Origin of the sequence: Nonomuraea rubra (genome assembly GCF_014207985.1) — a bacterium.
Taxonomy (GTDB): domain Bacteria; phylum Actinomycetota; class Actinomycetes; order Streptosporangiales; family Streptosporangiaceae; genus Nonomuraea; species Nonomuraea rubra.
Window position 1 is genome coordinate 1998903 of the sequence record NZ_JACHMI010000001.1, and the last position, 14566, is coordinate 2013468.

Annotated in this window: 11 protein-coding genes; 8 read left to right on the plus strand and 3 right to left on the minus strand. The window is 66.9% G+C overall.

Going from position 1 to position 14566, the window contains the following annotated elements; all coding sequences use genetic code 11:
* Window positions 1–4 precede the first annotated feature (4 nt).
* The 6 genes from HD593_RS09280 to HD593_RS09305 all read left to right on the plus strand — a co-directional run bounded on the left by HD593_RS09280 (window position 5) and on the right by HD593_RS09305 (window position 7284).
* The gene (locus tag HD593_RS09280) at window positions 5–1996 is read left to right on the plus strand and encodes a hypothetical protein (RefSeq protein ID WP_185101775.1); all 1992 of its coding nucleotides are present in this window, start codon (window positions 5–7) and stop codon (window positions 1994–1996) included.
* Window positions 1997–2139: 143 nt separating this feature from the next.
* A complete protein-coding gene (locus HD593_RS09285; protein WP_185101776.1) occupies window positions 2140–2940 on the plus strand; it encodes a hypothetical protein in 801 nt (266 codons plus the stop codon).
* Window positions 2941–3147: 207 nt separating this feature from the next.
* A complete protein-coding gene (locus tag HD593_RS09290; protein WP_185101777.1) occupies window positions 3148–4392 on the plus strand; it encodes a KAP family P-loop NTPase fold protein in 1245 nt (414 codons plus the stop codon).
* 3 nt (window positions 4393–4395) lie between these two features.
* Window positions 4396–5367, plus strand: coding sequence for a hypothetical protein (locus tag HD593_RS09295; protein WP_185101778.1), 972 nt, complete (start codon window positions 4396–4398; stop codon window positions 5365–5367).
* Window positions 5364–6908, plus strand: coding sequence for an AAA family ATPase (locus HD593_RS09300; RefSeq protein WP_185101779.1), 1545 nt, complete (start codon window positions 5364–5366; stop codon window positions 6906–6908). The genes HD593_RS09295 and HD593_RS09300 overlap by 4 nt, the downstream gene beginning before the upstream one ends.
* Before the next feature lie 175 nt (window positions 6909–7083).
* A complete protein-coding gene (locus HD593_RS09305; protein ID WP_185101780.1) occupies window positions 7084–7284 on the plus strand; it encodes a hypothetical protein in 201 nt (66 codons plus the stop codon).
* Window positions 7285–7305: 21 nt separating this feature from the next.
* Here the strand turns inward: HD593_RS09305 and HD593_RS09310 are convergent, their stop codons facing one another.
* Together HD593_RS09310 and HD593_RS09315 are read right to left on the minus strand one after the other, a co-directional pair.
* On the minus strand, window positions 7306–9669 hold the full coding sequence (locus HD593_RS09310) for a glycosyl hydrolase 53 family protein (protein ID WP_185101781.1): 2364 nt from the start codon (window positions 9667–9669) through the stop codon (window positions 7306–7308).
* Between the two features lie 10 nt (window positions 9670–9679).
* Window positions 9680–11032 carry a rhamnogalacturonan lyase family protein gene (locus HD593_RS09315; protein WP_312903410.1) on the minus strand — a complete coding sequence of 451 codons (1353 nt, stop codon included), beginning with the start codon at window positions 11030–11032 and terminating at the stop codon, window positions 9680–9682.
* Window positions 11033–11739: 707 nt separating this feature from the next.
* On the opposite strand from HD593_RS09315, the gene HD593_RS09320 reads away from it, so the two are divergent.
* A complete protein-coding gene (locus HD593_RS09320; RefSeq protein WP_221524677.1) occupies window positions 11740–12819 on the plus strand; it encodes a glycoside hydrolase family 53 protein in 1080 nt (359 codons plus the stop codon).
* Window positions 12820–12889: 70 nt separating this feature from the next.
* Here the strand turns inward: HD593_RS09320 and HD593_RS63285 are convergent, their stop codons facing one another.
* Window positions 12890–13012 carry a hypothetical protein gene (locus HD593_RS63285; protein ID WP_281402448.1) on the minus strand — a complete coding sequence of 41 codons (123 nt, stop codon included), beginning with the start codon at window positions 13010–13012 and terminating at the stop codon, window positions 12890–12892.
* Between the two features lie 153 nt (window positions 13013–13165).
* Between HD593_RS63285 and HD593_RS09325 the strand changes: the two genes are divergently transcribed.
* The gene (locus HD593_RS09325) at window positions 13166–14545 is read left to right on the plus strand and encodes a galactose-binding domain-containing protein (RefSeq protein WP_221524678.1); all 1380 of its coding nucleotides are present in this window, start codon (window positions 13166–13168) and stop codon (window positions 14543–14545) included.
* The last annotated feature ends 21 nt before the right edge of the window (window positions 14546–14566 follow it).

Genomic DNA, 14566 nt, shown 5'->3' on the forward strand with positions numbered 1-14566 from the left:
GAACGTGGCCACGGACTCCCACATCGGAGTGCAGGCGGGCACGGTGCACAACCTCAACGTCTACGAGAGGGATCCGCGAGACTCGCCCGAGACCACGTTTCGCAAGGGTGTCTCGTTTCTGAAGGGCCGCATGCCGGGGCCGGCCCGCCGGCTGATCAACGACGCCATGGTCGGCTACACCACCAACGAGGTCTACTTCTACTGGTTGCTCGCCATGGTGAGCCGCCGGACGCGGCACGAGCTCACCAAGGACGAGACCGGCCAGCTGCGAGACAGGCACGCCACCATGCAGCTGCGGGGCGAGGATCCATGGCGGGAGGGAGTGCGCATCATCGACCGCCTCCTGGAGTCGGCGGGCAAGGCGGAGGACGACATCCGCGTCGTGGTCAAGGACCTCGACGCGCTCCGCGAACCGCAACGCAGCCTGATCCTGGAACACCTGGAGCTGTACCTCGACGGCCCCATCGAGGACCACCTGTGGCACCGGGCGCTGTCTCAGGCCAAGGCGGATCAGATGGCCGAGCGGCGCGAGGACCGGATCTGGAAGTTCTTCCACCCGTTACCGGCCAGGCCTCTGCTGCGGGAGCCTCAGCGACCTGATACACCGGCGACATGCTGGGCCCGAGCGGCCGTATCGACGGTCGTCCTGATCGCGGCGACAGCCAATCTGGGCTATCTGATCCTGCAGAGCGGCCGCGCGCTTCTGATGGCCGCCTACGTGCTGGGCCTCGCCGGCGCCTCGGTCGGCGTGCGAGACACCGCGCGCTGGCGCCACCGCGTCGTACGCCGCCGTGCCAAGGACAGGGAGTACCGGGTACGCAGAACAGAGAATGAGCGGGTAGGCGTCGGCCGCCGCACCAAGAAGGCCCCGAAACGCAAGACGAAGGTGCAGCGGGGCAATTTCGCGAAGAAGGCCGAGCACCGGATCGACCACTATTTCGCCAAGTACGTTCCTCCCGGCATGGACCGCGACCAGTGGGACGCCGAAACGGAAGGCATACGCCGGAGCCTGCGCGACGAGCTCACGGAGGTCTACGGCGAGACCCGAGTCGGAGTCGAGAAGATCGCCTGGCTTATCCGGCACCGGGCAGGCAAGGCCGCCACGCGCCGCAGGAAAGGCACGCTGTGGAGCTACCGCCGGGAGCTTGCCACTCCCTTCGGGACGAAAGCGCGGGCGACACTCGGACTGCTCATCCTCGCAGGTGCAGGCGGCTGGGCCGCTGTCGGCATCGTGCCGATCGAGCCTCTGCCTGCGATCGGCACCATTCTCCTCCTACTGATCGCCGGGTGGTTCTGCGCCCGCACCTGGCTGCGCATCGTCCTGGAGCGTCGCCGGTACGCCGCCGACCGGGCTGAGAACCTCTCGGCGTACCAGGGTGATCTGGAGGCGCTGGCGAGGTGGCGAGCAAGGCTGGAGGACAAGCCTGATGACGAGGAAATGGCAGCCTGGCTGGACTGCGACCGCAAGGTGCTCCTGGAGGAGGCATTGCGGCATTACAGGCTGACCATGAGCGGTGTCATCGCGCACGCCTTCATCGAGGCTCCCGCCCGGGGGAGCGAACGCGCACGGCTACGTGGAGGTCCGTGGCGCTACAAGAAGTACCAGCTCCTGGTCTTCCTCGTCACTGAGGAAGGGGTGCGCCAGTTCACCGTCACCCTCGACTTCTTGAAAGGCACCTTCCACGACCGGCAGCGGCTCAACTACCGCTTCGAAGCGGTCGCGTCCGTAAGCGTCAAGCAGTCGGACGACGGCGGGCGCGATTTCCAGCTCGCGCTCGTCAACGGCAATGAGATCAGTGTCGAGGTGAACTCGGGGGTGGAAGAACTACAGCAGGGAGAGCGCCCCGGAGCGGTGTCCGAAGTGTCGCTGGACGCCGCAGGACTGCCTCACACCCTTCATGTCCTGGAAGCGATCGCCGCCGAAGGAAAGAAATGGGTCGATCAGCGGGAGCTACGCACAGGGAACCTCTCGGCCGCCTTGGACGACCCCGAATAGGCGAGCTCAAGCACTCGTGCGTGCGGCTTCCTTCGACAGTGACCTGGTGCTCATAAGACCTGGCACTCCGCTGGTCTCGTGGCTACTCTGCAACAGAGTGTGGTGATCGGTTGCGCAGCGTCACTGGAGGAGCTGGAGGTCCAGTGGAACAGCGTGACGCACAAAGCCTTGCCGACATCCTGTCGGTTGCGCCATGGGTGGAGCTCGAAAAGTATGTCGATCACCTGAGGGATCGGGTCGATGTGGCCGTTCTGGCCTCACACGGGCGGCGTGAGCAGCTCCGTGCCGAGATATTGGCAGAAAATCAGGATTTAAGCGCCCAGATCCGCCGCCCGTCCCCGGAGAAGATGCAATGGGCCAAGCATCTTGCGCGCACCGGGATCGTCGCCGCCTCCGATGGGACGCTTGCCGCCGTACCCCTCCTTAGCGGTACGAAGGTCCAGGTGGGCGTGGTGATCGTCACCAACACCGGCGAATCCGTCGGGCTCGTGACGAGGGTGTTCGAGCACGAGCTGACCAGCACCGGTGACACGGCCAGGGAGTTCTTCGACAATCTCCGCAAGGTGCACGGCACCTCCAACCTGGCCAGCCGCGCCTTCATGCTTCTCGACGAACGCAAGCTCCTGCTCGCACAAGAGGCCGGCTGGCGGATGATCCACGGGGAACTGGTTCCCTTCGAACTCCGTACGGGCGTGGGACCTCCGCGGGAGAACCTGCCGCCCGTTTTCGATCTCGTCCGCCACTACATCAAGGACCAGCGGTTCATCGCGGTCAGCGAAAGCCCCGAGGACCTGGACGTTCTCAACGCCGGCATCGTCCTGGAGCCGGGGGAGTTCATCGAGTTGCGGACGCTGGGCGAGGACCTCACCGGTCTTCTGTACGGCGATGAAGAGAGCGCTGATTGGGCCAGCTCTCCCAGGAGGGCATCCCGTACACCGAGCTGAACGTGAACGAAACCCCCGGCGCCATCGAGCACATCAGCGAGCTGAACAGCGGCTCCTAGCTGATTCCCACCGTCGTCTTCCCCGACGGCTCGGCCCTGGTCAACCCGAGCGTGCAGGAGGTGCGGAGCAGGCTCGTCGACATCACGTTTGCATAACCCCCCTTACCCCCCACTCCACACGAGGGATGCTCGGAGTGAAGGGGGACACATGCCGGATATCGCGATGCTCTCTGACGCGCCGGTGAGCTGGCGCCGGGATCTGCTCCAGTTCCGCCGATACGTCGATCCGCTGATGTCGATCATCACCAGCCAGGACACGCAGACCCCGTTCACCATCGGCGTGTACGGCGACTGGGGCAGCGGGAAGACGACGCTGCTGGAGATGGTCGACCAGCGATTGGCCGAGCGGCACGCCGAGGAGTTCGTCCGCGTGCACTTCAACCCCTGGGTGCACCGCCGCGAGCCCGAGATGCTGCTCCCCCTGCTGAACGCCCTGCACAACACGGTCTCCGCCGATCCCAAGCACCGCTTCACCGAGATGGTGAAGAAGCTCGGCGTCATCACCATGAACCTGGCCGCCGACGAACTGCTGAAAAAGCTCAACCTGGGCGCCGTCAGCGTCGAGAAGATCGGCAAGCTGGCCCAGCAGTATGCCGAGATGCGCGGCCAGATCGACAGCCAGACCGGCCGCCTGCGCGAGGCCCTGCAGGAGCAGGCCGACCACCTGGCCAAGGAGAACCGGAAGATCGTTTTCTTCGTGGACGACCTCGACAGATGTGGCCCCGACCAGATCATCGATCTGCTTGAGTCCATCAAGCTCTTCCTGGACCTGCGGAACGTCTTCGTCGTGATCGCTCTGTCCAAGGACGTGGTCGATCGCGGAGTGTCAGTGCGATACGAGGCGTTCAAGTTCCCCGCCACGGTTCACATCGGCGACGACTATCTGGACAAGATGATCCAGTTGCCGGTGCACCTTTACCCGCTGGGCCCCGCCGAGGTGGGCCGCTTCATCCGCGAGTCCGGCCCCGGCAAGCTCGCCCAGCAGCACGTCGCGATCCTGGAGCAGACGGTCACGCCCAACCCCCGCAAGATCAAGCGCGTACTGAACCTGCTCCGCCTCACCGAGGCGATCATCGACGCCACTCCCCGCCTGGCCGACCTGCACACCGACCTGATCGCCCGCCTCGTCGTGCTCCGCGTACAGAGCCCGGACCTGTACGCGGAGGTGGCCCGCCTGCCCACGCTCCTGCACGCGATCGAACTGGTCCACCAGCACAAACTGAAATACCCACCGGACTGGCACGATCGATTCGGTGAACAGGCGGACCGTCTGCGGGAGCTGAGCGACGTCTACACCACGAAGTACGACTTCCTCGCCCTGCTCTTCGCGAAGTCCGCCTTCGCCGCGTCCGCCGATGAGTTGTCCGTGTACCTGACGATGATCGGCGGCTGAGACGTGGAAGTGAGCGACGTCCGCTACGAGCTGTACGGCCTGATGGCGGGTAACCCCTACACCACGCGCCCGCTGAACTCCCTGGAGCAGGAGCTCGATCGCAGCCTCCTCCTGGAGCTGGAGGGATTCGTCCGCCTGCCGAAGCTGCAGGAAGCCATAGAAGCGGCCGTCACCCGCAGGGGACCCGCACTTTTCCTCATCACCGGCGTCGGCATGAGCGGCAGGACCTCGCTGGCCAACCACTTGCTGTACCTCTACCACCAGGCACATGGGCCTCAGCACCGCCTCGCGACTCATCGCATGGACGGCTACGACATGACCCACGACGCCTACGCGCAGGTGCGCTCCACGCTGCTGTCGCTGCGCAACAAGATGGGCCTAATGACCATCGAGATGCCCCCGGGCCTGCGAGGCCGCTTTTCAGAGCTGAGCCGGAGAGGCTCCGTCGACCCCATGGACGAGTACGACCTGCAGGAGATCGCGGAATTCCTCGCGGCTACGTTTGCCGCCAGTGACGCCGCGTTCGGCGTGGTCTACGAGGGTGTCGCGACCAAGGACCTCATCACCCTGAGCACCAGGGTGTTCGAGAACACTCCCGCCGTCGTGGTCTTCACCGTGGACGCCTACCAGCACGCCAATGCCGCCCAGCTCACCGAGGCGGACCGGAGCGACTTCGCCAGGCGCGGCACCATCATCGATCTGCCGCTCCTGACCACCCGTCAGATCGCCTGCCTGGCCGAACAGCGCTGGACTGGCACGCCACCCGTCCCGTTCGACCCGGATGACCTGCAGGCGGTTTTCGACAGCAGGCGCTTCACCATCGGGCAGGCTCTGCGCCACCTCGAAGTTTTGCTCGACCTCCGGCTCGTGGAGTACGAAGGCGAGGACCTCTGGCCGACTGACGATCTGCGCATGTCGAGTCGCTGGCTACGGATCAAGATGTGGCAGGGCGAGCGGTGGAGCAGATTACGATGACCTCCATCCCCGCCCGTAATCCCTTTCCCGCGCGCGGCACGTGCGAGCTGGGAGAGAGCTTCCTGCCCCATGCGCGGCGCCAGTGGTCCCGCTACCAACCCACCGCCCGGCTTTCCGGCGTCCAGGGAGCACTCAGGCTGGCCGACGACTACATCCGCGACTTTGGCCGCGACGGCGCACTGGGCTGCTTGTATGGCGCGCACGGCGCGGGCAAGACGCACGCCGCCTGCCGGATGATGGCGAGCATCGACGCCGTGGACCGGCGGGCGGTCCAGTTCTACCTGAGGTTCGACAACGACGACTTCGTGACCGCCTACCGCCGCCTGGCCTCGTCGCTGACCCAGGACGCCCTGACCGACTTGTGCCTGCGCTACCTGGGCGTGCTCGCCGTCGAGTGGGCCGAGCAGCACGGCAGTGCCGCTCAACTGGAAGAGGTGCACGCGGCGATTCGCAACGAGCCCTCGATGGTGCTCGAGCTGTTCGACGCGGGCGACGCCGACTACAACGCAGTGCTGGAAGCGCAGGCCAGAGAGATCAGCATTGCGGTGGGGGACGGCGCCCAGTTCCAGCGCGCACTGTCGTTCCTGTTACGACCCGAGTTCTCCCATGCGGCCTACGACTGGCTGTGCGGCCGGGCGATCAGTCCCGGGAACGCCCTCGCGATGGGCGTCGACCCGCAGCTCGACGACCCCCAGCGCTGCCGGTACGCCCTCCAGCTCCTAGCCGCCCTGACGACCAGGGGCGGCGCTCCGTTCGTGCTCGTGCTCGACCAGTGCGAGAAGTTCCTCCTGCATGACGGGACCCTGCTTCCCCGCAACAGCACCCTGCTGCAGAACCTGGCCGAGACGATCCCGCTGGCCGGCGGGCTGCTGCTCCTGGTGTGCAATCTGGCCGGCTGGGACCTCATGCCGCCCGACCTGCGCCAGCGCCTTGCCTCCGCGGCCCATCGGCTGCCACTGCTCACGCCGCACGAGGCCGAACTCCTGCTCACCGCCTACACCGGGGCGGCGCGCGGGCTCTTCACCGACGACGCCGTACGCGAACTGCTCCGACAGAGTGGCGGCAACGTCCGGCGCTTCCTCCAGCTCAGCTGGCTGGGCTACGAGCGAGGGTTTTCCCGCGCCCCCATCGGGGTGGAGACGATCGCCCGCTCCGTGCCGGGCAGCGCCCGTTGTCCGGAACTGACCGAGCTGGCCATGCTGCTGGAGGCCCGGCTGCTGGCGGCCGGTCTCGTTGTGGAACGCTCGGGGAACGGGGAGGAGTTCGTGTCGTTCGGCCTACCGGACAGCCGCGACCCGCAAGTGCTCATCACTTTGAGCAAGGCTCTCTACGCCGACGACCACCGGTTCGCCGAGGCCGGCCGCAAGGACGGCCGCGCGGCTTTCACCTCAGTCCTGATCAGCGGGTACGCCAGCCCGCCCGTATTGACCGGCCTCAGCCGACTCGCGCACGTGGTGCTGGTGGCCGACGGCTCCCCCGAGTTCTCCCGGCGACTCGACACGCTGGTGGAGCAGGTGGCCGCCGCGCTCGGCCGGCACTGAAGGCTCAGCGCATCCGCAGGGCCAGGTTGGCTGGCGCGCTGGTAGCGGCCGGGGTTGAAGTCGATGAGCCGGTCGGCACCGCGCGAGCTCGCCCGCGCGGTGCCGGAACTCGGGAGGGTGAGGTGCGGACATGGAGGTCATCCATCCCTGATGATCAAGGATGACCTCAGGTCAAGTGTCCGGCGAACGGGGGAAGCTCAACCAAGATCAGTTCGGTAAAGCGGCTGTGCTTGTGGATGCAGTTGCGTCCGCAGGCTCGGCCGCAGCCGACGAGAGCGACCTTGCGGCGTTCGACGTGGCCGAGGAACTCCTCCCAGTCCTCGTCGGTGGTGCCCTGTATTCGTCGCTGGGGCGCAAGCTCGGCGGCGGGCGATGAAGGCGCGGTGGCCGTTGATCGCTACAGCGTGCTGCATTGTCCTGACTTCGGGCCCGTCACGGCGTTGGTGAATCCGTTGTTCACGGGCGGTACGGCGTTGCTGCTGCACGACAACGGGCCGTTGATCGCGTTCCCGGCGATCACGTTCCACCATTGCGTCCCGGTCACCGCCAACCGACCGATGATCGTGTTCCGGGCACAACCCAGCCGTGGGTTGCCGAACGTCAGCGACGAAATCCCGGATACGCTCACCGGGCCGAAGATCTGGGTGCCGCAGACCACGACGGTACCAGCGCCTTCCGCGTTCACCCCGCCACTGATCACCGCGTCGTTCACCTGCAGTGAGGCTCCGGCCTGCACCGACACCGGGCCCGACATCCTCGCTCCGTCCAGGCACGTCACGCCGCCGGTCACCTTCAGCTGCCCGGAGTACTGGCCGGTGATCGTCCGGTCGCAGTGGAGGCCGGCGTACGCATCGACCACGTCGACCACCGCCGTCACCGATCCGAACGTAGTGGAACCGCGGATCGTGAGCCGGCCGGCCGCACCGGTTCCGCCGTCCGGTACCGCGTCCCACACCACCGGGACCGGCTTGGCCGAACCATCCGCCATGGTCAGCACCCGTACCGAATCCGGTAGCGCGATCTCATCGCCGACCAACGCGGCCGAGTACACGGTGTCCTCCACCACGTGCGATGCGTGACTCTTGGTGAAGACATCGATCGACGCGTTCGGCTCATACGTACGCGTCATTCCGGGAACAGCGCGGAACAAGGATTCCCATCTCGCCGGCTCCCACGCCAGCACGCCCAGTCCCTGGTTGTTCGGGATGTCGTTGGCGATCTGGAACACGCGCTGCAGGGCGTCCGCCTGCCCCTGGACGGTTCGCGGATACGGCGAGTTGGGAAGCGGGGTTCCTCCGCCACCCGAGGCCGGGTACGACGTCTCGGCAACCTCGATCTTGTACTTGGGGTGCGCTGCCGCCACGGCGTTGATGATGGACTCGTAGTACTCCGGCGACCCGTGCCATTGCGGGTAGTACGAGTGGGCGATGACGTCCGTGTCGGCGCCCTTGGCCTTGATCCGGGTCAGGTACTGGTTCCAGAACTCCAGCGTCTTGCCCTCGACGCCGCTGGTGACGATGTGCGTCTCGACCTTGATGTCCTTGCCGTGGGCGGCCGACACGTCCCGGACCGCGCGGATACCCGCCGCGGAGAGCGTGGCGAAGCGGTCCCACGCCTCGTCGTACAGCCGCTGCTGGTCCGGGTCGGTGGAGCGCCAGTAGTTCCAGAGCAGGCCGCCGCCGGGTTGCGACTGGTAGATCTCTGGCTCGTTCCGGAAGTACGCCGGGTTGGTCACACCGGCCAGCGCGGCCTCGCTGCCGAACATGAAGCCGTTCGCGATCTCGTTGCCGACGGCCACCTTGTCGGGTGTCGTGCCCTGCTCGATCAGCCGCTCGATGTAGGCGTAGGTGTAGTCGTACACCGCTTTGGTCAGGTCACCGAACTCGAGCTGGGCCCAGGCCCGCGGTTTGGGCTGCTTCGACGGATCGGCCCACGAGTCGGCGTAGTGGAAGTCGACGCCCAGGCCCATGTTCCGTGCCTTGACCCACTTGGCCACCTCGGCCGATCGCTCCGGGCCCTGGTACGGCGTGGCCAGCAGATCCCCCGTGCCCTCGCTGCGGGGTTCGTTGAAGATGCGCAGCCGGGTGTATTCGAAGCCACGATCCTTGAGCACGTCGAGCAGGTGGGGCCCCGCGCCTCGATCCGCCTCCAAGGGGTTCACCCAGTAGTTGCGCCCTTCGGCGACGTCGTTGTCGACCCAGGAGGCGTCGGAGCCGAGCACCAACTCCTCGCGCAGGTAGTTGTAAACGCTGAGTTCACTGATCCCCACGGTCGCGCCGGGCGACGTTCCCGTGATCCTCACCCGTACGTACCTTGTCCCCGGCTGGGTGAAGAGGTCGATCGAGCCGCGGCCTGGTCGGTGGTTGGCCGAATGGTCGGCGATGACGTGCCAGCCGGCGCCGTTCGCTGACGACTCGATCACGTACTGGTAGACCGCTCCCGGGTCCGGGAAGACGACCCCGACTTTCCTCACGTTGTCGTAGGCCCCGCCGAGATCAAGCGTCAGCCATTGGCTCGAAGGCGTGCCCTCGGCGATCCACGCCGTCTGGTCGTCCTGGTCGATCGCCAGGTCGGCGGTGGATGCCCCGCTGCTGACCTTGACGCTGGCCCATGACTTGGCGCTGATGTTGCTCTCGATCGGCTTGATCTGCACATCGCCGTAGAGTGCGGAGGCCGGGAGGGCCGGCCCGAATACTGCTGCGCCGCAAGCCAGAGAGATTGCGGTGGTGATGCCTAATATCCTGCGGATGGGATGCGTCATTCCTTGTTTCTCATTTCTGTCCCCGAGTGGCTTGTGACCGGCGAACACGGCGACCTGGGCGGCCGCGCGTGGCGGATGCACGCTTGTGGCCGTTCCGGTCGTAGGCGATGAGGGTGGTGCGGGTGTAGTAGCCGCGGGCGAAGATCGCTGAGAGGCGTTTGCGTCGAGGTAGTCCACCGAGGACAGGAAGGGGTCGACGCGGTTGCCCGGTTCGATGCGGGCCATCGCTTAGTCGCCCCACAGCAGGCCGGCGTCGCCCCGGCCGGGCTTGTAGCCGATGGTGTGCAGCTCTTTGCCGGTGGCGCCGTCGAAGACGGACAGGGTACTCGGGGCCGATGATGACGAAGCCGGCGAACTCCCGCAGGCGGTTGTTGCCGCTGCGGGCTCGTGCGTAGACGTCGACGAAGTGGGTGGCCAGCTCGGTCGCCGCCTCGCGCGAGAGCGGGTAGCTGAGCATCGGGGTGATGCCGAAGGCCTGCTCCAGTGTGGCGGGCCAGCGACCGGCGACCACCTCGGGATGCTTGTGCCACTTCGTGAACACCTCCACGACGTGGTCGAAGTAGCCGGCGGCGCTCAGCCGGTAGTCGTCGGTGTGCGCGTAGCCCGGCCGCGGCATGGTGACGAACCGCTCCTGCTTCGGGTTTCCGGCGGCGTCATAGCAGATGACGCTGGTGCCCGGAGCGGTCTTCAGCATCACCTCCGAGCGGCCGTCGCCGTCGAAGTCGTAGACCAGGAACTGGGCGTAGTGCGCGCCCGACCTGATGTTGACGCCCAGGTCCAGCCGCCACAGCAGCGTGCCGTCGAGCGTGTAGGTGTCGAGGCAGGTGGGGCCGGTGTAGCCGTGCTGGGAGACGTCCTTGGCGTTGGACGGTTCCCATTTGACCACCAGCTGGTAGCGGCCGTCGCCGTTTGCGTCGCCGACGCTCATGTCGTTGGCGGCGTAGGTGTAGGCCTCGCCCGCCGGGGTGACGCCGTCGGCCGGTTTGCGCAGAGAAACGTCGTAAAACGATTCACGTAAAGCGCTGATGGAAGCGCTCCTATGGCCCCCGATCGGCGCGACGCCGAACGGGGAGGTGGGCGTGCCGGCGGGGTCGAGGCAGTTCGTGCTGTCGGTGACCGTGGCGGTCAGGCGGCCGTCGCGGTAGACGCGGAAGTCGGCGCCGAGTCTTCCGCTTGGACCTGCTTCGGTCACCTCCGTCCCGATGAAACACCAGCTCAGGAAGACGCCTCTCGGTGCCGTCGTGGCGACAAGGCCACGGTCGAGGCGCTCCGTCTTGATGTGGGGTACGGCGGCGGCGGGCGGGGCCGGTAGAGCGCACACGAGGGCGGCCGTGACTGTATGGGGTAAGCGGGCGGGGCGCACGGGAAGCTCCTAGGGGGGTCGGAGCCAATTGAATCGATATAACGACTGTGAGCGTAGGAGCGTTAGCATCGGTGCGTCAAGACTTCGAGTGGCGTTCCCGGGTACGGCGTCCGCCGCTGATACGCTTGCAGTACTCGCCATCATTGCCGCGACGTCGGTCCCAACGCGTGAAACTTTCAGACCGCTCCGGGGTATGCCCGGAAAGCTCTGGGAGCGTTCACAGGGTGAAAAAGGGCCTTGTCACCGCCAGCGGCTATTGCATGCTCGCTGTCTGGGCTTTTACCTCGGACTTCTCATGGGCACTTTCAGCGCGCAGCGTTGTGCGTTACTGTGCACGTTCACAGAGCCTCATCAAGCCTGTGAGGAGGACGCGTGGCCTCACCCCCCACCCTGCCTGCGGCTTCGCACCCGACCCCCCGTCACCCCCGCCGCAGAACTTGCGGCGACACGACCTCCGCCTGACCGCGACCGTCGACACCGGCTCCCGGCGCAGCGACACCAGGACGGCTCAAGCGGACTGACCGCCCACTCGAGCCCCAGGACGCGAGCGCCAGCGGGTCTGTCTGTCATGCCCGTCCAACAGACGGCCTCAGCCGGCGGCACCGGCCCCGTGCGCGACCGGCCGCGCCGCCTGCTTCGGCAACTGCTGTGATCCCCGTTTCTGATCTCCGCCCTGACCATCGGAGGACTCCATGAAAAGGATCTTGGTGGCATTGGCGTTATGCGCCGCCGCGACCGTCCCCGCCGGGCAACCGGCCCACGCCGCCGCCGCATCGCTCAGCATGCTCGGCGCAGACGTCTCCTCCTTGCAACGAGCGCTGGATCTGGGCGCGAAGTACTACGACGCCGGTGGCGTGGAGCGAGATCCGCTGGACATCCTCAAGGGGGTCGGCGTCAACTACGCCCGCCTGCGGATCTGGAACAACCCGATCAGCGGCTACAACAACAAGGCCAAGGTGCTGCAGCAGGCCAGGGCGGTCAAGGCCAAAGGGCTGAAGCTGATGGTCGACTTCCACTACTCCGACACCTGGGCCGACCCCGGCAAGCAGTACAAGCCAGCCGCCTGGGCCGGCCACGGCATCAGCCAGCTGCAGACCGACGTCTACAACTACACCTACGACGTGTGCACCAGCCTCAAGGCGCAGGGCACCGTCCCGGACAGCGTCCAGATCGGCAACGAGATCAACACCGGCATGCTGTGGAACGACGGCAGGGTGACCAACAACGACTTCACGAACCTGAGCCTCCTGCTCAAGGCCGGTTACAACGCGACCAAGGCGTGCAACCCCGGCACCCAGGTGATCATCCACACGGCATTGGCAGAGAGCCTGTCCTCTGCCCGCTGGTTCTACGACGGGATCCGGGCCAAGGGCGTGTCCTGGGACATCACCGCCCTGTCGTACTACTGCATGTGGCACGGCACGACGTCGAATCTGTCCACGGTCATCGCCGACATGCGGGCCCGGTACGGCAAGGACGTGGTGATCGCCGAGACCGCCTACCCCTTCACCGCCGACAACGCCGACTCCACGCGCAACGTGGTGACCTCGGGCTGCTCGGGGTACCGGATGACCTGGCAGGGTCAGGGCGCGCAGTTCGCGGCGGTGCAGAGCACCACTCGTAACGCGGGTGCGATCGGGGTCTTCTATTGGGAGCCGACCTGGTACGCCGTGCCCGGCAACGGCTGGGACCCGGCGAACATCGCGAGCAGCGGTAACGAGTGGGACAACATGGCCGTCTTCAACTGGACCGGTCACATCAACCCCCACGTCCGGTGGACCCCGTAGGCCGGAGCGAAGCAGCTCCTGCCGGGCACCCGCTCCCGGCAGCTCCGTCCATCGCACCTGAGGGGACACCTCACACGGACGTGCTGGGCAAGCCCAGACCCGCCACCCCGTCGGGAGCGGTGTGGCACTCGCGCCCGCGCAGCCCCTTGCCGCGCTGGTGACGATCTAGCCGGCCCTCCGCGTCCGTCTCCACCGCCCTCACGAGAAAGCATGAATCAGCATGGGCTCATCTCGGTCAGGTCGCCGCGTGCCCAGACCGCCGGGTTCTTCGAAACTCGTCGTTCTCGCCTTCCTCACACTCCTAGTCGGCCTGCTGGCCGTACCGCTCGCGACGCCGGCCGGAGCGGTGACGGATTTGGCGCTGGGCAAGGCCGCGAGTGCCGACTCCAGCCAGTCCGGTCGCGGACCGTCCCTGGCCAACGACGGCGACACCGCCACCCGCTGGTGCGCCGCCGACGGCAGGACCGGCCACTGGTGGCAGGTCGACCTCGGAAGCGCGGCGACGCTGAGTGGCACCGAGGTGCGCTGGGAGTTCGCCCGCACCTACAGGTACCACGTCTCGGTCTCCACCGACGGCACGGCCTGGACGCGGGTGGCCGACCGGACGGCCGGCACGACCGCCGCCCAGGTGCAGAGCGACGCCTTCACCGCGACCGCGCGGTACGTGCGGATCACGGTGACCGGGCTCGTCGCGTCGACGTGGGCGAGTATCACCGACTTCAAGGTCTTCGGCGCCGACACCGGCACCCGGCAGGGGCCGGAGCCGGATCCGGCACTGCGTTCCAGGTGCACCGGCACCTCGCCGGTCACCTGCCACTTCGACGTCCAGCCGGGCAACTACGACGTGACCGTGGTCCTGGGCGACCCGGCCAGCCCGGGCGTGACCAGCGTGCAGGCGGAGGCCCGCCGTACGGTGTTGCCTGCCGTATCGACGGTGGCGGGCTCGTATGCGCGGTATTCGTTCACGCTGAACGTGCGCCAGCCGGAAGGGCAGCCGACCGGGCAGGGCGGCACCGGGAGGCCCGGGCTTGACCTGGTCTTTTCCGGGCAGACGCCGAAGCTGAACGGGATCGGGCTGGCCCAGGGGAGCGGGCCGGTGCTGTATCTCGCGGGCGACTCGACCGTCTGCGACCAGCCGGTCGCGCCGTACACCGGGTGGGGGCAGCGGCTCCCGCAGTACTTCAAGCTGGGCCTGTCGGTGGCCAACTACGGCGACTCGGGCGAGAGCTCGGGCAGCTTCTTGTCCAACGCGGCGCTGTTCCCCGCGATGAAGCCGCTGATCCGGAGCGGCGACATGGTGCTGATCCAGTTCGGGCACAACGACAAGTCGACGACGGCCTCGGCGTTCGCCTCGAACCTGACCAGCCTGGTGACCCAGGTGCGGTCGCAGGGTGGGACGCCGGTGCTGGTCACGCCTCCGGTGCGTCGGCTGTTCGCTGCCGACGGCACGCTGACTTCGACGGCGTTGCACGTCAACGGTGTGGGCGCCAATCTCCCGGCGACGATGCGGCAGGTAGCGGCCGCGCAGAACACGTCGCTCATCGACCTGACCGCTGCGAGCGAGGCGTTGGTGGAGGGGCTCGGCCCGAACGCCTCGGCCGCGCTCTACCTGACTGAGCTGAATGACAACACACACTTCTCCGCGCACGGCGCGAACGAGATGGCCAAGCTCGTCCTGCAGCGCATGCGCGAGCTGAACCTGTCGCCGGTGCCGTACCTGCGATAACCACCCCCGCCCTACCTGCTG